The 20,589-nt window shown below is 70.9% G+C and carries 21 protein-coding genes; 11 read left to right on the forward strand and 10 right to left on the reverse strand.

Going from position 1 to position 20,589, the window contains the following annotated elements:
- The first annotated feature begins 304 nt into the window (after positions 1–304).
- Entirely contained in the window at positions 305–1,825 is a 1,521-nt protein-coding gene (locus GAS53_RS40870) for a glutamate-cysteine ligase family protein (RefSeq protein WP_151482827.1), read from the forward strand.
- Positions 1,826–1,832: 7 nt separating this feature from the next.
- On the opposite strand, the gene GAS53_RS40875 is transcribed toward GAS53_RS40870, so the two are convergent.
- Positions 1,833–3,602, reverse strand: a complete 1,770-nt coding sequence (locus tag GAS53_RS40875) for a substrate-binding and VWA domain-containing protein (protein ID WP_151482828.1) — start codon at positions 3,600–3,602, stop codon at positions 1,833–1,835.
- A 196-nt stretch (positions 3,603–3,798) separates the two neighbouring features.
- Between GAS53_RS40875 and GAS53_RS40880 the strand changes: the two genes are divergently transcribed.
- Positions 3,799–4,599: a CPBP family intramembrane glutamic endopeptidase gene (locus tag GAS53_RS40880; protein WP_151482829.1), complete on the forward strand. Its 801-nt coding sequence runs from the start codon at positions 3,799–3,801 to the stop codon at positions 4,597–4,599.
- Positions 4,600–4,718: 119 nt separating this feature from the next.
- Here the strand turns inward: GAS53_RS40880 and GAS53_RS40885 are convergent, their stop codons facing one another.
- Positions 4,719–5,537 (reverse strand): PhzF family phenazine biosynthesis protein, encoded by an 819-nt coding sequence (locus tag GAS53_RS40885; protein ID WP_151482830.1) that lies wholly within the window; start codon positions 5,535–5,537, stop codon positions 4,719–4,721.
- 223 nt (positions 5,538–5,760) lie between these two features.
- Here GAS53_RS40885 and GAS53_RS40895 point away from each other — a divergent pair, with 223 nt between their 5' ends.
- Entirely contained in the window at positions 5,761–6,393 is a 633-nt protein-coding gene (locus tag GAS53_RS40895; RefSeq protein WP_151482832.1) for a PadR family transcriptional regulator, read from the forward strand.
- Between the two features lie 78 nt (positions 6,394–6,471).
- Here GAS53_RS40895 and GAS53_RS40900 read toward each other — a convergent pair whose 3' ends face one another.
- A complete protein-coding gene (locus tag GAS53_RS40900; RefSeq protein WP_151482833.1) occupies positions 6,472–6,900 on the reverse strand; it encodes a type II toxin-antitoxin system Rv0910 family toxin in 429 nt (142 codons plus the stop codon).
- A gap of 163 nt (positions 6,901–7,063) precedes the next feature.
- Complete coding sequence (locus tag GAS53_RS40905; protein ID WP_151482834.1) at positions 7,064–7,252, reverse strand: hypothetical protein; 189 nt, start codon at positions 7,250–7,252, stop codon at positions 7,064–7,066.
- 197 nt (positions 7,253–7,449) lie between these two features.
- Between GAS53_RS40905 and GAS53_RS40910 the strand changes: the two genes are divergently transcribed.
- The 3 genes from GAS53_RS40910 to GAS53_RS40920 all read left to right on the forward strand — a co-directional run bounded on the left by GAS53_RS40910 (position 7,450) and on the right by GAS53_RS40920 (position 10,491).
- Entirely contained in the window at positions 7,450–7,983 is a 534-nt protein-coding gene (locus GAS53_RS40910) for a Clp protease N-terminal domain-containing protein (RefSeq protein ID WP_225859400.1), read from the forward strand.
- Positions 7,984–8,306: 323 nt separating this feature from the next.
- The gene (locus GAS53_RS40915) at positions 8,307–9,317 is read left to right on the forward strand and encodes an EamA family transporter (RefSeq protein WP_151482836.1); all 1,011 of its coding nucleotides are present in this window, start codon (positions 8,307–8,309) and stop codon (positions 9,315–9,317) included.
- A 211-nt stretch (positions 9,318–9,528) separates the two neighbouring features.
- Positions 9,529–10,491, forward strand: a complete 963-nt coding sequence (locus tag GAS53_RS40920) for a DMT family transporter (protein WP_151482837.1) — start codon at positions 9,529–9,531, stop codon at positions 10,489–10,491.
- Between the two features lie 131 nt (positions 10,492–10,622).
- On the opposite strand, the gene GAS53_RS40925 is transcribed toward GAS53_RS40920, so the two are convergent.
- Positions 10,623–11,264, reverse strand: coding sequence for an FMN-binding negative transcriptional regulator (locus GAS53_RS40925; RefSeq protein ID WP_151482838.1), 642 nt, complete (start codon positions 11,262–11,264; stop codon positions 10,623–10,625).
- A complete protein-coding gene (locus GAS53_RS40930) occupies positions 11,264–11,977 on the reverse strand; it encodes a pyridoxamine 5'-phosphate oxidase family protein (protein WP_404829399.1) in 714 nt (237 codons plus the stop codon). Before GAS53_RS40930 ends, GAS53_RS40925 begins: the two co-directional genes overlap by 1 nt.
- Positions 11,978–12,060: 83 nt before the next feature.
- Between GAS53_RS40930 and GAS53_RS40935 the strand changes: the two genes are divergently transcribed.
- Positions 12,061–13,392 (forward strand): aminotransferase class I/II-fold pyridoxal phosphate-dependent enzyme, encoded by a 1,332-nt coding sequence (locus GAS53_RS40935; RefSeq protein ID WP_151482839.1) that lies wholly within the window; start codon positions 12,061–12,063, stop codon positions 13,390–13,392.
- 66 nt (positions 13,393–13,458) lie between these two features.
- On the opposite strand, the gene GAS53_RS40940 is transcribed toward GAS53_RS40935, so the two are convergent.
- The gene (locus GAS53_RS40940; protein WP_192583494.1) at positions 13,459–14,406 is read right to left on the reverse strand and encodes a DMT family transporter; all 948 of its coding nucleotides are present in this window, start codon (positions 14,404–14,406) and stop codon (positions 13,459–13,461) included.
- A 74-nt stretch (positions 14,407–14,480) separates the two neighbouring features.
- Here GAS53_RS40940 and GAS53_RS40945 point away from each other — a divergent pair, with 74 nt between their 5' ends.
- The gene (locus tag GAS53_RS40945) at positions 14,481–15,383 is read left to right on the forward strand and encodes a LysR family transcriptional regulator (RefSeq protein ID WP_151482841.1); all 903 of its coding nucleotides are present in this window, start codon (positions 14,481–14,483) and stop codon (positions 15,381–15,383) included.
- 116 nt (positions 15,384–15,499) lie between these two features.
- Here GAS53_RS40945 and GAS53_RS40950 read toward each other — a convergent pair whose 3' ends face one another.
- Positions 15,500–15,967, reverse strand: coding sequence for a pyridoxamine 5'-phosphate oxidase family protein (locus GAS53_RS40950; RefSeq protein ID WP_151482842.1), 468 nt, complete (start codon positions 15,965–15,967; stop codon positions 15,500–15,502).
- Positions 15,968–16,080: 113 nt separating this feature from the next.
- Between GAS53_RS40950 and GAS53_RS40955 the strand changes: the two genes are divergently transcribed.
- Positions 16,081–16,725 (forward strand): cysteine hydrolase, encoded by a 645-nt coding sequence (locus GAS53_RS40955; RefSeq protein WP_151482843.1) that lies wholly within the window; start codon positions 16,081–16,083, stop codon positions 16,723–16,725.
- Here the strand turns inward: GAS53_RS40955 and GAS53_RS40960 are convergent.
- Positions 16,718–17,164, reverse strand: coding sequence for a Rieske (2Fe-2S) protein (locus GAS53_RS40960; RefSeq protein ID WP_151482844.1), 447 nt, complete (start codon positions 17,162–17,164; stop codon positions 16,718–16,720). The two genes, GAS53_RS40955 and GAS53_RS40960, sit on opposite strands and share 8 nt — an antisense overlap.
- Before the next feature lie 99 nt (positions 17,165–17,263).
- Entirely contained in the window at positions 17,264–19,366 is a 2,103-nt protein-coding gene (locus tag GAS53_RS40965) for a S9 family peptidase (protein ID WP_151482845.1), read from the reverse strand.
- Between the two features lie 51 nt (positions 19,367–19,417).
- Between GAS53_RS40965 and GAS53_RS40970 the strand changes: the two genes are divergently transcribed.
- Both GAS53_RS40970 and GAS53_RS40975 read left to right on the forward strand, forming a co-directional pair.
- Complete coding sequence (locus GAS53_RS40970; protein ID WP_151482846.1) at positions 19,418–20,182, forward strand: HipA family kinase; 765 nt, start codon at positions 19,418–19,420, stop codon at positions 20,180–20,182.
- On the forward strand, positions 20,179–20,571 hold the full coding sequence (locus GAS53_RS40975; RefSeq protein ID WP_151482847.1) for a DUF3037 domain-containing protein: 393 nt from the start codon (positions 20,179–20,181) through the stop codon (positions 20,569–20,571). The genes GAS53_RS40970 and GAS53_RS40975 overlap by 4 nt, the downstream gene beginning before the upstream one ends.
- The last annotated feature ends 18 nt before the right edge of the window (positions 20,572–20,589 follow it).

Here is a 20,589-nt window from a genome sequence, read left to right on the forward strand (position 1 = left end):
AGACAATTCGGTCGCCGTTACGCGTGTTTGGTCCTGGTTCACCGCGGGTACCCGTCGATGACCTCGGAATATGCCTCCGAAGTGGACGGCCGGTTCTCGTCGGCGTTTTTCACGACACTGCCGATCGTCGAAACCGCTCGCTGCCCCATGCCTAGTGAATGTGCCTGTGGGCAACTGCGTTCAGAGTAGCGCCCGGGGGGCCTGTCCAGGGCGTTATCGATCACATTGCCTGGGCATCATCCCCCGTGACCCGGGACACCAGCGGCCGGTTCGTCGGGCTGCCCAGTCGAGGAGGGACACTTCGATGGGGGAGAAGGTCGTGGCGGGGCCGATCGGCCTGTCCGATCGGCAGCGCTACCGCGCCAAGCTCCAGCAGTGCCTGGCGGGGCTGGCGCGGTTGCTGGCGGAGAAGCGGTTCGACCGACCCAAGAATCTCATGGGCCTGGAGATCGAGCTGAATCTCGCAGGGCCCGACGGCATGCCGAGAATGATGAATGCGCAAGTACTCGAACGCATCGCGAGCCGTGATTTCCAAACAGAACTCGCCATGTTCAATCTGGAAGTCAACATTGCTCCCCATCGGCTCGGCGGGCGTGTATTCGACCGGCTCGCCGAGGAGTTGCGCACCTCGCTTGCATATGCCCATCGGAAGGCCAACGAGGTAGATGCCGGAATCGTGATGATCGGCATTCTGCCGACACTCGCGCGTGACGACCTGGTCTCCGCGAACCTTTCCGACGTGGATCGCTACACGCTGCTCAACGACCAGATCGTGGCCGCCCGCGGTGAGGATTTCGCGCTGGACATCGACGGTGTGGAGCGGCTCAGCTGCACCTCGGCGTCCATCGCGCCCGAAGCGGCCTGCACCTCCGTGCAGTTGCACCTCCAGGTCACGCCCGGACGCTTCGCCGATGTGTGGAACGCGGCGCAGGCGGTGGCCGCCGTACAGGTCGCGATCGGCGCCAACTCGCCCTTCCTGTTCGGCCGTGAGCTGTGGCGCGAGTCGCGGCCCCCGCTGTTCCTGCAGTCCACCGACACCCGTCCGCCCGAGCTCCAGGCGCAGGGCGTCCGTCCGCGCACCTGGTTCGGGGAACGGTGGATCTCGTCGGCGTACGACCTCTTCGAGGAGAACCTGCGGTTCTTCCCTCCTCTGCTGCCCATCTGCGACGAGGAGGACCCGCAGAGCGTCCTCGACGAGGGCGGCATACCCCGGCTCGCCGAACTCGTGCTCCACAACGGCACCATCTACCGCTGGAACCGTCCGGTGTACGGCATCGACGACGGCGTCCCGCATCTGCGCGTCGAGAACCGCGTGCTGCCCGCGGGCCCCACCGTCACCGACGTCATCGCCAACGCAGCCTTCTACTACGGGCTCGTACGCGCCCTCGCCGAGGAGACGCGGCCCGTGTGGAACCGGCTGCCCTTCGAGGCGGCCGCCGCCAACTTCGACCACGCCTGCCGGTACGGCATCGACGCGCGGATGGAGTGGCCGCGGCGCGGCAGGTACGGCGGGACCACCCGGGTGCCCGCGGTGCAGCTGGTACGGGACGAACTGCTGCCGCTCGCGGCGGCGGGCCTGGACGCGTGGGGCGTCGAGCCAGCCGACCGGGACCTCTACCTCGGTGTGATCGAGGAGCGGTGCAAGCGCGGGGTCAACGGAGCGTCCTGGCAGTCCCGTACGTTCCACCGGGCGCTGGAGAGCGGTATGGGGCGGGATGCCGCGCTGGCCGCCACGACGAAACGGTACTGCGAGCTGATGCACCTAGGTGAGCCGGTGCACACCTGGCCGGTCGGGTTACCGGAGCCCGCCGTTCCGCTGAGGTGACGGGCGATCAGCTCTGGCTGCCCGCCCGCACGACGGCCTTGAGGATCACCGAGTGGATCTGGGACGGGTCGGTGACCTGATGACCCGAGCCGCCGGTCGCCTCGGCGATGTCGTCGAGCTCGTCCCTGTCGGCCTCCGGGCCGACGGCGACCGCGATCAGCGGCACCGGGCGCTCCGGGTCGCTGAGCTCCTGGAGCTCGGCGACGAGGCTGGAGCGCGAGATGCTCCCCGGGTCCTGGTTCACACCGTCGGTCAGCAGCACGACCGCGTTGAACTTCCCCGGCGCGTAGGAGGCAATGGCGGCCTTGTACGCGGCCAGCGCGGTGTCGTACAGGCCGGTCGCGCCGTCCGGGACCGGCTTCAGGCCGCTGAAGGCCGCCGACAGCCGGTCCCGCTGGGTGCCGTCGCCCGCACGGTCGCCGAGCCGCTCGGTCGGTACGAGGACGCGGTAGTCGCGCTTGCCGTCGAGCTTCGTGGAGAACTTCCAGAGCCCGATCTCGTCCTCCGGCGTGAAGGTGGCCAGGGCCTGCAGCAGTGCTGCCCTGGTCACCTCCATACGGGACTCGCTGGTGCCCGGCACCGGATCCGACATGGAGGCGGAGGCGTCGACGACCGTGGTGAGGCGGGCGCTCTGCACCGTGATCGTCCACATGCCGAGGGCCTCCTCGATCTCCTTGTCCGAGGCCGGTTCGGCCGGCAATTCCCGGTATGGCTGCGGGGCGCGGCCGCCGGCCTGCGTGACCAGCCTGTCCGGGATCTCGTCGTCGTCCGTACGGAAGCCGCGCTTCTCCAGGATCTTCCGGCCGTCGGGCTCGCCGAGCAGGGTCATGAACCGCAGCGCGGCCCGGCTCTCGTCCGTGGTCAGCGAGGGCTCGTCGACCAGCGCGAACGGGTAGTCGAGCCGGGGCGAGCCGTCCTTCGGGTAGAAGAGGTCGAGGTCGTCGCCGCTGTCCGCCGACGCGTTGTACGCGAACGCCGCCTGCTCGGAGAGGATCAGCGCCTGGTTGCGCTTCGGGTTGCCCTGCTCGGTGCCGGAGAGGTCGCGCGGGAGGGTGTCGAGGACCTGGCTGTCGCTGTCGGAGATGCGCTGTGAGAGGGCCTTCGTGGTGGCGGCCGCCTGGGTGTCGCCGTCCTTGGCCTTGGCCGCGGCGTGGGTGAGCTGAGTCAGGGCGAGCAGGCCGGTCGCGCTGCGCGCGGGGTCGCCCGCCCCGAGTTTCAGACTGTCGCTCGTCGTCGTCGCACTCGCCAACTCGGTCCAGCTGTACGTCTTGGCGGGCCATCCGAGGGACTTCGCGGCCGTCGGGATCATGGCGACGCCGACGGGGGACGACGCGACGTTCCCCGCCGGTGTCACCGGAGTCGACCTGTCGTCCGCCATGATCCGGTTCACCCACACGCCCGAGTCCGGCACCCATGCCTCGAAGTCGGTGGCGCCCTTGTCCTTCGACCGCAGGGCGTCCGTGACCTTGAACGCCTCCCGTGCGGTCACCTGGACGTCGAGGCAGTTGCCGTCGGACGTCACGTCGTTGTCCCGGGCGTACTCGGCCGCGTCCTTCAGTGCGGGCGTGATGTCCGGAGCGGCGGCGATCCTGAGGCGTACGGCACTGTCCCAGCAGGACGAGCCGAAGGAGAGCAGGCCGCCCTCGACCGCGGCCGCCGTGCCCGCGGCGACGGCGAGCACGAGGGCCGTCGCGAGCGCCACGCTGCGGCGCCGTGTGCGCGGCCGGGGGCCGGTGGCGCCCGTCCGGAACCCGTCGGGCAAGCTGTGACGTCCCATGGCGGTCGTGCCCCTCCTCGGTCGAACCTGGAGTCTTTGGAGCCGGGAAATGGCCGAATGGTATGGCACAGGGGGAGGTACGTCCCCACGGCGTCCGTCCCCCGACGGCTTGTCGCGCACGATCTTCGCAACTTCTTTCGAGACCCTAGCGGGGCGAAGATGGGGATGAGGCGGGATTACTCAACTGGAGGCAGGAGTGCAGGCGGAGGCGGGGCCGATGGCCGATTCTTTTCCGGAGGAGCGGCCTGTGCGACGGATTTTCCGCGACGAGACGCTCCTCGTACTGGGGGTCTCGCTCGGGGCGAGCGGGGTCTCCGCGCTGATCAGCTTTGTCGGGTCGGTCACCAAACCGGGGGGCCTCAAGGACCAGGCGGCCACGCTCAACGCCTCGGCCGCACCCGGCCGTCCCTGGCTTGATCTCGCATGGCAGCTGTTCGGCATCGCCACCGCGCTGGTGCCGGTCGCCCTCGTCGCACACTTCCTGCTGCGCGAGGGCAAGGGGCTGCGCGTGATCGGCTTCGACCGCACCCGACCGTGGCCGGATCTCGCCCGCGGTGCGGCGATCGCCGCGGTGATCGGCAGTTCGGGCATCGCCTTCTACCTGGCGGCCCGCGGGCTTGGCTTCAACCTCACCGTGGTGCCCGAGGCGCTGCCCGACGTGTGGTGGAAGTACCCGGTGCTGATCCTCTCCGCGATCCAGAACTCGGTCCTGGAGGAGGTCATCGTCGTCGGGTATCTGCTGCGCCGCCTCGGCCAGTTGGGCTGGACGCCGGTCACGGCCCTGGTGGCCAGCTCGGTGCTGCGCGGCTCGTACCACCTCTACCAGGGCATCGGCGGGTTCATCGGCAACATGGTGATGGGCGTGGTCTTCGTCTACCTGTACCGGCGCTGGGGCCGCGTCGGGCCGCTGGTGGTCGCCCACTCGCTCCTCGACATCGGGGCCTTCGTGGGATACGCGCTGCTGGCGGGGAAGGTGGGGTGGCTGCCGACCGCGTGAGCGGATGCGGACGGCGGGCAGAAGGGCATGTGAAGGGGGCGTACGAGACGGTCGTACGCCCCCTGTGCTGTTCACGTGCTCAGGCGGGCTTCGTGCCGCCTACGCGCGCTCAGGGTGGTTCACGCGAGAAGTTCGCCCTCGATGACGGTGACCGCGCGGCCGATGAGCAGGGTGCGGTCGCCGTGGAGCGCGGTGCGGACGCGGCCGGAGCGGGGCGAGGCCTGGAGGCCCGTGAGGTCGGTGCGGCCGAGACGCTCGGACCAGAAGGGGGCCAGCGCCGTGTGGGCGCTGCCGGTGACCGGGTCCTCGTCGATGCCGAGGTTCGGGAAGAAGCAGCGGGAGACGAAGTCGTACCCGTGGGAGGGGTCTTCGGCGCGGGCCGTGGCGATGATGCCGCGCTCGGAGTAGCGGGCCAGGGACTTGAGATCGGGGGTCAGGCCCAGCACGGTCTTCTCGTCGGCGAGTTCGATCAGCAGGTCGCCGATGTTCGGTCCCGTGTCGTGGGTGGTGCGCGGCTCGGCGCCCAGCGCTTCGGCGACGCCCTGCGGGACCTCGACCGGGGTGAGCGGAGCCGTCGGGAAGTCCAGCGTGATGGAACCGTCGTCCTGCGCCGTGGCGATGAGCACGCCGCTCCTCGTCGCGAACCGTACGGGGCCCTGGGCGGCGCCCGTGGTGGCCAGCACATGAGCCGTGGCGAGTGTCGCGTGGCCGCACATCGCGACCTCGGCGGCGGGGGTGAACCAGCGCAGCGCCCAGTCGGCCTCGCCGCCCTCCGGGAGGGGGTGGGCGAACGCCGTCTCGGCGTGGTTGACCTCCAGGGCCACGTTCTGGAGCCAGGCGTCGTCCGGGAAGGACGTCGAGGCGTCGAGGAGGAGAACCCCGGCCGGGTTGCCGGCGAAGGGGCGGTCGGTGAAGGCGTCGACGATTCGAATCCGCATGAGGCAGACGCTAGGCGCCGATCAGAGGCGTGGGCCAAGGCCAATCCGGGATGGGTGGACCGGGATGGCGGGGTGGTTGGGGGGTGGGCGACGGCCCTCTGCTGTCGGTGGGCGCACGTCGGCTCTGTCGGTGGGGACATGTCGGCAGGGGCTTGCCCACCGAACTATTCCGATATATCGTTGACGCATCGCGACCGATCAACGATGGAATGGAGTGATTGCGATGCGTTCCCACGGAGAGGAATACGGACCGGGCTTCGGCCCCGGTCATGGACGTGGACACGGCGGGCCCGGCCACCCCGGTCGGGGCGGCTTCGAGGGGCTGCGTGCGGCCTTCGGTCCCTTCGGGCCCGGTTTCGGTGGCCCCGGCCCGGGTCCCTGGGGTGGGCGCGGAGGCCGGGGCGGACCGCGCGGCAGGGCGCGGCGCGGCGACGTACGCGCGTCGATTCTGGCCCTGCTCAAGGACCGGCCCATGCACGGCTACGAGATGATCCAGGAGATCGTCGAGCGCAGCGGTGGAGCGTGGAAGCCCAGCCCCGGCTCGGTGTATCCCACCCTTCAGCTGCTGGAGGACGAGGGTCTGATCAGCAGCGCGACCGAGGGCGGCAAGAAGCTGTTCTCGCTGACCGAGGCGGGTCGCGCCGCGGCCGACGAGGGTCCGGAAGCGCCCTGGGAGGACGCCGGGCGCGGTGTCGACTGGGAGGCGCTGAGCGACATCCGGCAGGCCGGCTTCGGCCTGATGGAGGCGTTCGGGCAGGTCTGGAAGACCGGCAGCAAGGAGCAGCGCGAGAAGGCGCTGTCCGTCATCAACGAAGCGCGCAAGAAGCTGTATCTGATCCTCGCCGACGAGGACTGATGGCTCGCCAATGGGGGGTACTTCGACTTCGAAGTACCCCCTAAGCGTGTGTTGGCGCAGGCGCGGTGTGCTGCCGCGCTAGGCCACCAGCCCGCCGAGCTTGCGCAGGGACTCGTTCAGGGCTGCCGTCGCCGAGTCCTTCAGCTTGCCCGCCATCAGGGAGACGGCGGCGCCCGTGAACTCGCCGTCGATACGGACCTTCGTGGCCTCGCCGTCGGGTGTCAGCGTGTAGCGCGTGGCGACGGTCACGGCCATCGGGCCCTTGCCGCGGATCGCGAGCGTGCGGGCCGCCTCCAGTTCCTCGATGGTCCAGTTGACCTCGGCGGGGAAACCCATGAGCTTCATGTTCTCCTCGAAGGTGCCGCCGACTTCGAGGGTCTCGGGGCCGCCCTTCGGGAAGCTGGTGTGGGTGGAGTTCCACTCGCCGTACGAGGAGAAGTCCGTGAGCTGCGCCCAGACCTTCTCGGCGGGCGCCTCTATCCGTGCTTCCGCGCTGACTTCGGCCATGCGACCACCCCTTCGTCTCGGGTGCTGCGCCGGGCGCAGCGGGCTACGGTGTCGCGGAACGTAGCCGCAGGGCCTTGAACATTCAATACTGATGAACCGTCAGGAAGTGTGGAAGTGCGGTCCCCACGGCCCCGGGGAGGGGGAGTTGGGGAGACGGCCGGGCTCAGCCGACCCGCCGTATCACCGCAGCGTCGAACAGGTCCCACGCGCGCGGGAAGGGGCCTTCGTCGTGGCAGTGCCACGCCTCCCAGAACAGGTCGGCGAGCAGCGCGTCCTCGGGGGCGTAGACCCGGTACACGTACTGTCTGCCGTCGATCGCCGGCAGGGCCACCAGCCAGCACCTGCTCTCCATGCTCCTGTGGACGAGCGCCGGAGCGACGCGGTTGCGCGAGGGGCGCGGGGCAAGGCGGCGCGCGCCCCATCAGGGAAAACCGCGAGATAGTCATCCGTAAGGAGGAGAGTCAGGCAGGGACGCCCACCCTGTGTCGGACGCGAAGATGCTTCCCCACGAGGATGTCCAGAGTTGAAGGGACTGATGGGGTAGGGGATGTGCAACCCCGAATCCCCCACCAGCAGGCCGCCGAGCGTGGTCCGATCCGCGTGGACATCGAGGCCAGGCTCAGTGAGGAACTGGCAGCGGTGGTCGCCGGTGCGCGCAGAAGGGCGCTTCGGGACGGGGACCGGCTGATCGACACGGCTCATCTGCTGCATACACTCCTGGAGTCCGACCCCCACGTGCGCGCGGTCTTCGACAGTGACCCGCAGGTCGCCCGGCTGCTCGGCTATCTCGTCCAGCGCAGCATCGGCTACGGACTGCGCTGGCAGGGCTCCGTAGAGGACTCCGGTGCCGTGCCGACGGTGACCGAGGACGGGTGGTCGCCGGTGGCGGCAGGCGCCGTGGAAGCCGCGTACGAGCGGGCCGTGCGGCGGGGTGACGAACTCGCGGACGCGGTCGATCTGCTCGCGTCGATCGTCGCCGAGCCCGAGTCGCGGGCCGTGGAGGTGCTGGGGCGCGCGGGGGTCGACGTGCGCGAGCTGCTGGCACGCATCGACAGCGCGGCGGGGCAGGGCATCGAGGCCTGAGGGTCTTAGGACCTGAGGGCTTGAGGGCCTGAGGCCGACCGGGCGCCGAGCCGGGCCGGGTCTCCTTCACCTTCATCGAGCTTCGGCTCCTCATCGAGCTCCGACTCTTCATCGAGCTTCGGCTCTTGATCGGGCTTCGGCTCTTGATCGGGCTCCGGCTCTTCACCGGAGCTCCGGATTCCTCGTCGAACTCCGGTGAACCGAGTCGAGCGTGGGCCGAGCCCTGGGCCACAGGCGACTTCATGGTGTGCGTCGGCGCGGCGCGTCCAGTCGTTGAGACAGGTGTCATTGGGGGTGACGCTCATGTCGTCGCCTGTCATCATGTGCCGGTGCATACGTCTGAGAGCAGTCAGGGCAACCGCGGACGGGGCGTCGGCCTGGGGCTCGCGCTCGCGTCGGCGGTCGCCTTCGGAGGGTCCGGGGTCGCGGCCAAGCCGTTGATCGAGGCGGGCCTCGACCCGTTGCACGTGGTGTGGCTGCGTGTCGCGGGTGCCGCTCTGGTGATGCTGCCGCTGGCCGTGCGGCACCGGGGGCTGCTGCGCGAGCGCCCCGCGCTGCTCGCCGGGTTCGGACTGCTCGCCGTGGCCGGCGTCCAGGCGTTCTACTTCGCCTCGATCTCCCGGATCCCCGTCGGGGTGGCGCTGCTCGTCGAGTACCTGGCGCCCGCGCTGGTACTCGGCTGGGTGCGGTTCGTGCAGCGGCGGCCCGTGACCCGTGCCGCGGCCCTCGGAGTCGTGCTCGCCGTCGGTGGTCTCGCCTGTGTCGTCGAGGTGTGGACCGGGCTGAGCTTCGACGTCCTCGGACTGCTGCTCGCGCTCGGCGCCGCCTGCTGCCAGGTCGGCTACTTCGTCCTGTCCGACCAGGGCAGCGACGCGGGCGAGGAGGCACCGGATCCGCTCGGCGTCATCGCGTACGGACTGCTCGTCGGTGCGCTCGTCCTGACGGTCGTGGCGCGGCCGTGGGGGATGGACTGGTCGGTCCTCGGGGGCAGCGCGGACCTGGACGGCACGTCCGTCGCTGCCTCGCTGCTGCTGGGCTGGATCGTGCTGATCGCGACCGTCGTCGCCTACGTGACCGGCGTACAGTCCGTGCGCAGGCTCTCGCCGCAGGTGGCCGGTGTCGTGGCCTGTCTGGAAGCGGTCATCGCGACCGTACTCGCCTGGGTCCTGCTCGGTGAGCACCTCTCCGCACCGCAGATCATCGGCGGCGCGGTGGTCCTGTGCGGCGCCTTCATCGCGCAGTCGTCCACGCCCGCCAAGGCCTCGCAGACGCCGGTGGCGAGCGGCGGAGGCGAGGCCGAAAGGGAGTTGTCGGCGCGGGGCCGCGCCACCTAGGCTGCTGATCATGCATTCGGACGCACTCGTTCTTCCGCCTCCGGCCGCCTGAGGCGGGCCCTCCGGTAATTCACGCCTGACCGTCGGTCGGGCCGAACGGTGCTGCCCGCAGACGAAGTCCGAGGACCTTCCGCGCCGACGTGCCGCATGCACGGTGCACGACGCGCGACGTGGTCCTTCCCGAACTTCTGCGGATCTGCGGAGAGAACACGTGTCGAATGCTGCTTCCGGCCTGCCCATCGGGCGAGGCCTCCTCTATCTGACGGTCGCCGGTGCCGCCTGGGGCACCGCGGGCGCGGTCGCCTCACTCGTCTACCGCGCGAGCGACATGGGCCCCGTGGCCCTGTCCTTCTGGCGTTGCGCGGGCGGACTCGCCCTGCTGCTCGCCGTCCGGCTGCTGCGGCGGCGGCCGCGCTCCACCGAACGACTCCGCCTTCGTACGAGCCTGCTGCGGACCGGAGCAACGGGCCTGGGGCTCGCGATTTTCCAGACCGCGTACTTCGCCGCCGTGGAGTCCACCGGGCTGGCCGTGGCCACCGTCGTCACCCTCGGCGCCGGTCCGGTGCTCATCGCGCTCGGGGCACGGCTGACCATGGGGGAGCGGCTCGGGCGCGGCGGTGTCGGTGCCGTCGTCGGCGCGCTCGCCGGGCTCGCGGTGCTGGTGCTCGGCAGCGGGGGCGCGACGGTCCGGCCGTCGGGTGTCGGGCTCGCCGTCGTGTCCGCCGCCGGGTACTCCGTGATGACGCTCCTGACCCGGTGGTGGGGGCGCGACGGCGGCGCCGACGTCTCCTCCACCACGGTGGGGGCGTTCGCCGTCACGAGTCTGTGCCTGCTGCCGTTCGGTCTCGCCGAGGGGCTGGTGCCGCACACGGCCGAACCGGTCCGGGTCATCGCGCTGGTGGCGTACATCGCCGCGGTCCCGACAGCCTTCGCCTACGCCCTGTATTTCGCGGGCGCGGCCGTCGTCCGCTCGGCGACCGTCTCCGTGATCATGCTCCTCGAGCCGGTGAGCGCGGCGGTACTGGCCGTGGGCCTGCTCGGTGAACGGCTGACCGCCGCGACCGTCGCGGGCACGCTGCTGATGCTCGGGTCGGTCGCAGGGCTCGCGGTCGCGAAGGCGAGGGGCGCGGGGGCCGCGAGGAGGGAGCCCCGGGAAGAGCCGGCGCTGCTCTGACGAGCTGCCGGTACGGGGCCGAAGAGCCGCTGGTACCCGTCTGAGGGGCTGCCGGTACCGGCCGTGTGGGCCCCACCCCCGTAAGGCCCACACGGCCGGTCACCTCCGAGTGGTCCGGTGCCGCCCCGACCTCACCCGTTGCGTCGCCGCAGGTGGTGCTCCCGTGCCGTCGCGTCACCCGGACCGTCTCTTGTGGTCAGTTCGGCCACAATGCGGTTCTGGATTTCCTCCGGCTTGTGATTCGCGTACTTGAACTTCGCCCGTACGTCGGTGACTTCGAGCCGCAGGCCGCGGATCCCGGACAGGAGGCGGCCGTACGGGGCCTCGCCGGCCGTCGCGCGGGCCGAGCCGCCCTCCGGCTGAAAGTGGCCGACCTGGTGGTTGAGGAGCTCGGCCTTCTCCGCCGGGTCGTCCACCACCCGGGCGGTGCAGCGGAGTTGGACGGCCGCGTAGAAGCTCGTCGGCACCCCGTGCTCGGAGGGGGTGTCCGGCGGAGCCTGCCAGGGGCCCGGCACGTACACGTAGTCGTCGACGACGCTCAGCGTCACGACCGGGTTCGCCAGGAGGGCGGGCCACAGCGGGTTCGGGCGGGCCAGATGGGCGAGGGCCACGCCGTGCGGTCCGCGCTCGGGGTCGTACGCGAAGTGCATCGGCTGGACGTGCGGCGGCTCGCCGGGCAGGCCGTTCACGGCGAGCTGCCCGAAGTCGTGGGCGGCCAGCCACTGTTGCCACTCGGTGTCGTCGCGGGGTGCGTCCCAGGGGTGTATGAGCATCAGAGGGTCGCCAGGTAGTCGGGGACCTCGATTCCGGGGGCCAGGTCGTCCGCGGGGACCGGAGTGCCGTATCCCTTGCGGAGCGGGAGGACTCCGGTCCAGTGCGGCAGGCCGAGGTCCTCGGGCTCGTCGTTCGGGCCGCCGGTGCGCAGCTTGGCGGAGACCTCGGCGAGTTCCAGGCGCAGTACGGCGGTGGCGGCCAGCTCCTTGGCGTTGGCGGGCCGGGAGTCGTACGAGCGGCCGGGCACCACATGGTCGACCAGCGCGTCCAGGGCCTCCCGCTTCTCGTCCGGGTCCGTCACCTGGTGGGCGACGCCGTGCACCACCACGGAGCGGTAGTTGATCGAGTGGTGGAAGGCCGAGCGGGCCAGCACCAGCCCGTCGACGTGCGTGACGGTGAGGCAGACCGGCAGGCCGGGGTCGGCCTGACCCGCCATCCGCAGCGGACGCGAACCCGTCGAGCCGTGCACATAGAGCCGCTCGCCGACCCGGCCGTACAGCGTGGGCAGCACGACCGGCGCCCCGTCGCGGACGAAGCCCAGGTGGCAGACGTACCCCTCGTCGAGGATCGAGTGCACCATCTCGTGTTCGTACGCGGCACGCTCCCGGGAGCGGGTGGGGACGGTGCGGTCGGTCGGGGTGTACGTGGCGGGGTGCGGGGCGGCCGTCTCCGTCATGGTGCTCTCCAGGTCTCCGTCGTCATCTGTCGGCATCTGCCGTCGTCTGTTCTCGCGTGTATGCGGTGTACGCCGCGCTCGCCTTGCGTGGCATATTGCACTAGTGCATACTCTTCTTTGTGCTAGGAGAGTATCGGATCGAGGGAAAACGCGCAGCCGAGATTGCGGCCAGTGTCGAGCGAGCGGTGGGTTCGGGGGAGCTGGAGCCCGGTCAACTGCTGCCGCCCATGCGGGAGTTGGCGGTCGAGTTGGGCGTGAATCCCAATACCGTCGCGGCCGCCTATCGCACGCTGCGTGAGCGTGGGGTGATCGAGACCGCGGGCCGACGCGGCAGTCGCGTACGGCCCAAACCGGTGACGACCGCTCGCGAGCTGTCCCGCCTGGATGTGCCGCCCGGGGTGCGGAACCTGTCCGACGGCAACCCGGACCCGGCTCTGCTGCCCGCGCTCGCCGAGGCGTTCACGGCGGCCGCGGCACTCGCGGACCGCGAACCGGTGCTCTACGGAGCGGCCGCCGTGGAACCGGAGTTGGCGCGGATCGCGCGCGCGGACCTGGTCGCGGACGGCGTACCGGACGGGCCGGTCGTGGTCACCTCGGGGGCACTCGACGGCATCGAGCGTGTGCTGGCCGCCCACCTCAGGCCCGGAGACGCGGTCGCCGTCGAGGATCCCGGCTGGCGCAGTGTGCTCGATCTGGTCCCGGCGCTCGGGCTGCGGGCCGTTCCGGTCGGCGTCGACGACGAAGGGCCGATGCCCGACGACGTACGGACCGCCCTGGCTGCCGGGGCCCGGGCCCTGGTCGTCACCGACCGCGCGCAGAACCCGACCGGTGCCGCGCTGAGCGCCACGCGCGCGCGTGCGCTGCGTTCCGTGCTCGAGGAGTACCCGCGGACCCTGCTCATCGAGGACGACCACGGGCATCGCATCGTCGACCTGCCCCTGCATCCGCTGGCCGGTGTGACCCGGCACTGGGCGTTCACGCGCTCGGCGGCGAAGGCGTACGGGCCCGATCTGCGGCTCGCCGTGCTCACCGGCGACTCCGTCACCATGGACCGGGTTCAGGGGCGGCAGCGCCTGGGACCGGGTTGGGTGAGCCGGCTGCTGCAGCGGGCCCTCGTGCGGCTGTGGTCGGACGGTGCGGTGGACGTGCGCGCCGTCGCGGCGGCGTACGGGCGGCGGCGGGACGCGCTGATCGGCGCGCTCGCGGAGCACGGCATCGAGGCGCATGGGCGCAGCGGGATGAACGTGTGGGTGCCCGTTCCGGACGAGACCGGGGCCGTCGCGCGGCTGCTGCACTCCGGGTGGGCCGTCGCACCCGGGGCCCGCTTCCGGATGAGCGCGCCGCCCGGACTGCGGATCACGGTCTCGACGCTCGCGCCGGATGAGGTCGGGACGGTGGCGGATGCGGTTGCTGCCGCTGTCGGACCAGCACCCGCGCGCCGCTACGTCTGAATCCTCAAGGGCCGGACGAAGGGGATGGGCGTACGGGGCCGAGTCCTGTGCCGTCGTCGTGGACGGTTACGGCGAGGCCTTGGGCCTGGACTGCGTGAGTGCCGCGCCCGCCAGCACGATGACCGCGCCCACCGGCGTCGACCAGGTCAGCGACTCGCCCAGGATCGCGACGCCCGCGGCGGTGGCGATGACCGGGATGAAGTACGTGACCATCTGGGCCGTCGTGGGGCCGATCTCGGCGACCAGGCCGTACTGGACCAGCATGGCGACGCCCGTGCCCAGAGTGCCGAGCGCGACGATCGCGAGCAGCGGCACCACCGCGAAGCGGGTCGGCAGCGTGGTGAAGAGGGGGGTGACCACAGCCAACTGAGCGGTGGCCAGGAGGAGTTGGGCACCGGTCAGTGACAGGTTCGAGTGGCTGGAGCCGGCCAGTGTGCGGCGGACGTAGATCCAGCCGATCGGGTAACTGAGCGAGGCCAGCAGCGCCATCGTGGTGCCCTTGGCTTCGAGGCCGTGGAAGCCCTGCCAGGCGCCGAGCACCGTCAGGACCCCGAGGAAGCCGATGCCGAGGCCCGCGACCCGGCTGCGGGTGGGCCGGTCCTCCGAGAGGGCGACCAGCGACAGGGCCATGCCCCACAGCGGCGACGTCGCGTTGCATATCCCTGCCAGTGTGGACGGGATCGTCAGCTCGGCGTACGCGAACAGTGACCACGGCAGGGCGTTGATCAGGAACGCCGCGACGGTGAGATGCCCCCAGGTCCGGGCCCCGCGTGGCAGCCGCTCCCGCTTCCAGACCATCGCGACCGCGAGCACCAGGGTCCCGAACACGAGTCGCCCGAGCGTCACTTGGAAGGGCGCGTACCCTTCCGTGCCCACCTTGATCAGTAGGAAGCTGAAGCCCCAGATCAGGGTCAGGATCCCGAAGCGAACGCGCCGGTCGAGAGCGGCGCGACGGTGCGGTGCCGCGGCAAGGGGCGGGGCCGGAGAGGTGCGGGAATCGGCGGCGGCGCTCATGCCGAACACGATGACGGAGGCGATCTCGTAGCACAAGCGAGATTTGTCGCCGAGTATCTCGTAGCATTGCTTATATGTTGAACCTGGAGCGCCTCCGCACTCTCGACGCCCTCGCCCGGCACGGCTCGGTCAGTGGCGCGGCCGAGGGGCTGCATGTGACGACCTCGGCGGTGTCCCAGCAGATGTCCAAGCTGGAGCGGGAAGTGGGGCAGCAGCTGCTCGCCAAGAACGGGCGGGGCGTGCGACTGACCGACGCGGGACGGCTGCTCGCCGACCATGCCGCGCGCATCCTGTCCCAGGTCGAGCTCGCCCAGTCCGATCTGGAGGCGCAGCGCGGGCAGGTGGTGGGGGAGTTGCGACTCTCCGCGTTCCCGACCGCGGCGCGCGGGCTGTTCCCCGCCGCGCTCGCGGCGCTGCGGGCCGAGCACCCGGGACTGCGGCTCCGTTCACAGGAGTTGGAGCCCGCGGACGGCGTTTCCGCGGTGATCCGCGGCGACGTCGACATGGCGGTCGTGCTCGACTGGTACAACAAGCCGCTGCCCGTGCCCGAGGGGCTCGCCAAGGCCTCGCTCCTCGACGATCCCGCGGATGTGGCGATGCCCGCCGGTCATCCGCTCGCCGACCGGGCCGAGGTGGACCTCGAGGACTTCGCGGACGACGAGTGGATCGCCTGGCCCGAGGGCGAGTTCTGCCACGAGTGGCTGTTCTTCACGCTCCGCGCCAAGGGCATCGAGCCGGTCGTCGCACACCGTGCGGAGGAGCACCACACGCAGCTCGCGCTGGTCGCCGCCGGGCTCGGTGTGTGCGTCGCGCCCCGCCTCGGGCGCGGTCCGGTGCCGGCCGGCGTGCGTACCGTGCCGGTCCGCCACCGCGTCACCAGGCACGTGTACGCGGTGTGGCGCGCGGACGCGGACCGCCGCCCGTCGATCCGGGCGGCGGTGGAGGCGTTGCGGTCGGCGGGAGCGGAGCGCGAGTAGTCACGGTGGGCTGTCACTGCGAGGCGAGCTGGTGATCGGGGGGATCCTCACGCCGAAGCGAGCTGGTGATCGAGGGGATCCTCACAGCGAAGCGAACTGGTGACTGGTGTGGGCCTTCACAGTGAAGCGAGTTTGCGGAAGTCCCACGACGCCGTGGTCTCCGGCGTCAGGCGCATCCACGCGTGCCTGCCGTCGTGCGGCATCTCGTCCAGACCGAAGTTCTTGCGGGCGAACAACCGCTCCACGGCGTCGAGTTCGGGGCAGGGTTCGCCCGTGCGCGGCGCCTCGCCGACGAACTCGACCGTGCCCGACAGCTCGACGCCCCGCAGCTCCGCGTACTCCTCGCCCGTGTCGACGACCACGGCGACCCGGGGGTCGCGCCGCAGGTCGGCCCACCGCTTGCTGCGCGTGATCGAGTACAGCCAGAGGGAGGTGCCGTCCCAGGCGAACCAGAGCGTGCTGACGTGCGGGGCGCCGTCTGCGGAGACGGTCGCGACGCGGCAGGTGCGCTGGCTGGTCAGGAACTCGTCCAGCTCGTCGGATGTCATCATGATCCTTCGGCCCCGGCGCTGAGTGACGGCCATACGGTTCCCTCTTCTCCGACTTTTCTGACGTGGCGTCAGAAAAGCATGGGCCGTCTTCCGTCCGCGCGCAATGGTGGCTACGCTCGCCCGCCAAGCCCGCGACAGGGGGAGCCATGCCGTCGTACGAAGAGCTCAGCGAACTCCTCGATCCCGCGACCACGGTCCTGCTCACCGTCGAGTGCCAGCAGGGCGTCGTCGGCCCGGACAGCGCGCTGCCCGAACTCGCCAAGGAGGCCCGCGCCTCGGGCGCGCTCGCCCATGTCGCCAGCCTCGTCGCCGCGGCCCACGACAGCGGCGTACAGGTCATGCACGCGATCGCCGAACGCCGTCCCGACGGCCGCGGTGCCAACCACAACGCCCGGCTGTTCCGCGCGGCCGAACGCCTGCCGGTGCAGCAGTTGGCGGGAACCACCGCGGTACGCGTCGCACCGCCCATCGAGGTCGCCGAGGAGGACCTCGTCGTACGCCGTCTGCACGGTCTGTCGCCCCTCGCCGGCACCGACGTCGACCCGATGCTGCGCAATCTCGGCTGCCGCACGCTGATCGTCACCGGTGTCTCGGCCAACGTGGCGATACCCAACGCCGTGTTCGACGCCGTGAACCGCGGCTACACCGCCGTCGTGCCCAGGGACGCCATCGCGGGGGTGCCCTCCGACTACACCCCCGCGATGATCCGCAACACGCTCGCCCTGGTGGCCACCGTCACCACCACGGACGAGGTGCTGGCCTGTTTCAAGCGCCCGCGCAGGATCACATGAGCATGATCGAGTCTCCGTCGACCATGACCTTCGCGGCGGTCAGCGCGCTGGTCGCGGGCCCCTTCTTCACACTGCCGTCCGTGACGCTGAACTGGCTGCCGTGGGCGGGGCAGGTGATGACGCCGTTGTCGACGGCGTTCACGCGCTGCTTCTGGTGCGGGCAGACGGTCGAGTAGGCCTTGAACTCGCCGGCCGTCGGCTGCGTGACGACCACGCCCTGGTCGGCGAACACCTTGCCGCCGCCCTCCGGTATGTCGGTGGTCTTGGCCAGCGCTTCCCCGCTGGAGCCGGATGACTCGGATGAGCCGGACGAGCCGGACGAGCTGTCGTCGGAGCCTCCGCACGCGGTCAGCGTGGCGGCGATACCGGCCCCGCCTAGCGCCGCCAAGAGGGTGCGACGGCAGAGCGCCGGCGCAGGCTGAAGCGATTCGCTGGACATAGTGGCGGTCCCTTCCACAGATGTGCAGATGCGCGTTTGTTCAGATGTGCGTTGATCCAACCAGAGGTACGGGTCCTTCACCCTGGTAGTTCAGGTGGCTCAGGAATTCAGCGCCTTCTTGATGAAATCGAGATCCAGCCGGAGCAGGCTGTCTGTCACACCTTCCTGCGTCACCAGATGGGTCGCGCCCGCCAGCGGGAGCACGGTGTGCGGACGGCCCGCCGCGAGCAGCGCCGCCGAGAACCGCAGCATGTGTGCGGGCGCCACATTGTCGTCGGCCATCCCATGGACGAGCATCAACGGGCGGGTGAGTTTGTGCGCGTGCGCCACCAGTGAGCAGCGTTCGTAGTTCTCCGGCTGCACGTCCGGGTGCCCCATGAACCGCTCCTTCCAGTGCGTGTCGTACAGCCGCAGATCGGTCGGGGCCGCGCCCGCGACGGCCGCGTGGAACACATCGGGCCGGTGCAGTACGGCCCCCGCCGAGAGGTAGCCGCCGAAGGACCAGCCGCGGATGGCCACACGGCCCGTGTCCAGCTCCGGGAAGAGCTCCGCCACCGCGCGCACGGCGTCCGCCTGGTCCTCGATCACGGGCGTCAGCTGGTCCCCGTGGACGGCCCTCTCCCATGCCCGGTCGCGCCCCGGGGTGCCCCGTCCGTCGACGGTCAGTACCGCGAAGCCCTGCTCGGCGAACCACTGGTTCACCGCGTGGTGCCAGGCGGCCGCCTTCACGACGGTCTGCAAACCAGGCCCCGAGTACGAGTGCACGACCACCGGCAGGCGCCGCGCGCCCGGCTCATACGACTCCGGCAGGTACAGCGCCGCCCGCAGCTCCCGCTCGCCGAGTGTCAGGAAGCGGGGGCGCGGCTCGGTCACGGGCCGCTCGGACAGCACCCGGATCCGCCCGGCCGGTTCGCCGTTCCGCAGCACGGTCACCGTCTGCCCGTCCATGGTCCGGCTGTCCAGGACGACCGTGTCACCGCCGACGGCGGCGCTGTGCACGCCCGGCTCGTCGGTCAGCCGCGCGAAGCCGCTCCCCGGCTCGTACGACCAGACGTGCGCCTCGGTCGGCTCCTCGCACGCCGTGAAGTAGAGCCGATCGCCTGTCACGCCGAGCAGTTCATGGACGTACATGCCCTCAGGTGTGCGCACGCCCGTCCCCGTCATCAGCAGTCCGCGGGTCCCCTCCTGGGTGGTCACGACGAGGCCGCCGGCGGGGGTACGCACCGGTGTGCCGGGTACGAACTCCAGCCAGGCGGCGTCCCGTTGGCGGTGCAGCGTCGTGGTCGCGCCTGTCGACGGGTCGATCCGGAGCAGGTACGCCGAACGCTGGTCCCTGGTCTGCACGACGGCGGAGGGCCCGGCACTGTCCCAGCTCGCGTGCACGACGTACTCGAAGGCCGGGTCGGTCCACTCGCCCGCCGGGTGCGACTCGGCCTCCTTGGGCAGGTCCACGTCGACGCGCCGGCCGTCGAGTCCCAGCACGTGCAGCGACAGCTCCGCGTTGGCCGTACCCGCCGCCGGGTACCGGACCGCGCGCGGCGGACGCTCGGGCTGCGCCGGATCGCTGATGTACCACTGCTGGACGGGCGAGTTGTCGACCCGCACCACCAGCAGCGCGTCCCCGTCAGGCGACCACGAGAAGGACCGCGTACGGTTCAGCGACTCGGACGAGACGTGGTCGGAGAGCCCGTACGTCACCTCCGGGTCCTCCGGCTCGGCCAGCGCGCGGTCGTCCGTGCCGTCGGTGCGCACGACGCGCAGGGCGCCCTCGCTGACGTACGCGATGCGGGAGCCGTCGGGGCTGGGGCGCGGGGCGACGACCGGGCCCGGCGTGGGGATCCGGCGCGGGGTGCCCTCGTCCGTGCGCAGGGCCCACAGGGTGCCCGAGAGCGCGAACACGACCAGACGGACGGCCGCGTCGGTGGCGTACGAGACGACGCCGGCGCTCGTCTCGCGGGCCCGCTCGCGGCGGATCCGCTCGGCCTCCGGGACCTCTCCGCCGTCGCCGAGCGCGAGCGGGTCCGCGAGCAGCCGCTCCTCGCCGTCCTCGTACAGCCACAGCAGGCCCGTCGTGGAGCGGCCGCTCGCCGTGCGCAGGAAGAGCACGCGGTCGCCGTCGGGCGAGACAGTGAAGCCGCGGGGCACACCGAGGGAGAAGCGTTTCGTACGGGCGTACTGCAGGGGCAGGTCTTCGGCGGACACAGGTGATCCCTTCGCGTGAGTGGACGGGGAACGCCCCAGTAACCTGGGGCGATGCTCAAGGAAGTCAGCGCGACCCGCTACATCACGCCGTTGCGTGAGGGCGGCTCGCTGCCGGGGCTCGTCGAGGCCGACGATCTCGGCACGTACGTCATGAAGTTCACCGGCGCCGGACAGGGACGGAAGACCCTCGTCGCGGAGGTCGTCTGCGGTGAACTCGCCCGTCGCCTGGGCCTGCGCGTACCGGGACTGGTCACGATCGGGCTCGATCCGGTCATCGGACTCGGCGAACCGGACCAGGAGGTACAGGAATTGCTTAAGTCGAGCGGCGGGCTGAACCTCGGGATGGACTTTCTCTCCCGGGCGATCGGATTCGACGCCCTCGCGCACCAGGTGAGCCCGGAAGAAGCCGGGAAGATCGTCTGGTTCGACGCGCTGGTCAACAATGTCGACCGATCGTGGCGGAACCCTAACATGCTTGTCCGCCAAGGCGATCTGTGGCTCATCGACCACGGGGCCACCATGATCTGGCACCACAACTGGCCGTTCGCGCAGGCCTCCGCGGCCAAGCCGTACGACGCCTCCGACCACGCCCTCGCGCCCTTCGGCCCCGATATCGCCTCCGCTGCCGCGGAGTTGGCGCCTCGGGTGACCGAGGAGCTGCTCGCCGAGGTGACCGCGGCGATCCCTGAGGAGTGGATCCGGGACGAGCCGGGGTTCGACTCGGCCGACACGCTCAGGCATGCGTATGCGAAGCCGCTGCTTGCCCGCGCCGCCACTATTCACGAGCGCATCCGTATCGAGGAGGGGTCGAAGTGACCGAGCGCGACGGCCGTGACGTCTACGAGTACGCGCTGCTGCGCGTCGTGCCGCGTGTCGAACGGGGGGAGTGCTTCAACGCGGGCGTGCTCGTGTACTGCCGCGCGAAGTCCTTCGTGGCCGCCCGCACCCATCTCGACGAGACCAGGCTGCGGGCCCTCGACCCGGAGGCGGACGCGGCCGGCGTGCGCGCCGCCCTGCGGGCCGTCGAGGGCGTCTGCGCAGGGGGCGAGGCGGCGGGACAGGCCGCGCGCGACGACGCCGGACGGCGCTTCCGCTGGCTGATCGCGCCCCGTTCCACGGTCGTGCAGCCGGGGCCCGTGCACACCGGGCTCACGGCGGATCCCGCGGTCGAGGTGGGGCGGCTGCTCGACCTGCTGGTCAGGTAATGGATCACACGGACAGGG

The sequence above is a fragment of the Streptomyces albicerus genome (genome assembly GCF_008905045.1).
In the GTDB taxonomy this organism is placed as follows: domain Bacteria; phylum Actinomycetota; class Actinomycetes; order Streptomycetales; family Streptomycetaceae; genus Streptomyces; species Streptomyces albicerus.

What these genes read in the sequence shown, in the direction of transcription:
- GAS53_RS40940 (WP_192583494.1), bottom strand. Translation starts at nt 14,406, where the DNA reads ATGAGCGCCGCCGCCGATTCCCGCACCTCTCCGGCCCCGCCCCTTGCC.
- GAS53_RS40955 (WP_151482843.1), top strand. Translation starts at nt 16,081, where the DNA reads ATGCCGTCGTACGAAGAGCTCAGCGAACTCCTCGATCCCGCGACCACG.
- GAS53_RS40970 (WP_151482846.1), top strand. Translation starts at nt 19,418, where the DNA reads ATGCTCAAGGAAGTCAGCGCGACCCGCTACATCACGCCGTTGCGTGAG.
- GAS53_RS40900 (WP_151482833.1), bottom strand. Translation starts at nt 6,900, where the DNA reads ATGGCCGAAGTCAGCGCGGAAGCACGGATAGAGGCGCCCGCCGAGAAG.
- GAS53_RS40930 (WP_404829399.1), bottom strand. Translation starts at nt 11,977, where the DNA reads ATGCCGACAGATGACGACGGAGACCTGGAGAGCACCATGACGGAGACG.
- GAS53_RS40870 (WP_151482827.1), top strand. Translation starts at nt 305, where the DNA reads ATGGGGGAGAAGGTCGTGGCGGGGCCGATCGGCCTGTCCGATCGGCAG.
- GAS53_RS40950 (WP_151482842.1), bottom strand. Translation starts at nt 15,967, where the DNA reads ATGGCCGTCACTCAGCGCCGGGGCCGAAGGATCATGATGACATCCGAC.
- GAS53_RS40905 (WP_151482834.1), bottom strand. Translation starts at nt 7,252, where the DNA reads ATGGAGAGCAGGTGCTGGCTGGTGGCCCTGCCGGCGATCGACGGCAGA.
- GAS53_RS40875 (WP_151482828.1), bottom strand. Translation starts at nt 3,602, where the DNA reads ATGGGACGTCACAGCTTGCCCGACGGGTTCCGGACGGGCGCCACCGGC.
- GAS53_RS40945 (WP_151482841.1), top strand. Translation starts at nt 14,481, where the DNA reads ATGTTGAACCTGGAGCGCCTCCGCACTCTCGACGCCCTCGCCCGGCAC.
- GAS53_RS40925 (WP_151482838.1), bottom strand. Translation starts at nt 11,264, where the DNA reads ATGCTCATACACCCCTGGGACGCACCCCGCGACGACACCGAGTGGCAA.
- GAS53_RS40885 (WP_151482830.1), bottom strand. Translation starts at nt 5,537, where the DNA reads ATGCGGATTCGAATCGTCGACGCCTTCACCGACCGCCCCTTCGCCGGC.
- GAS53_RS40960 (WP_151482844.1), bottom strand. Translation starts at nt 17,164, where the DNA reads ATGTCCAGCGAATCGCTTCAGCCTGCGCCGGCGCTCTGCCGTCGCACC.
- GAS53_RS40895 (WP_151482832.1), top strand. Translation starts at nt 5,761, where the DNA reads ATGCGTTCCCACGGAGAGGAATACGGACCGGGCTTCGGCCCCGGTCAT.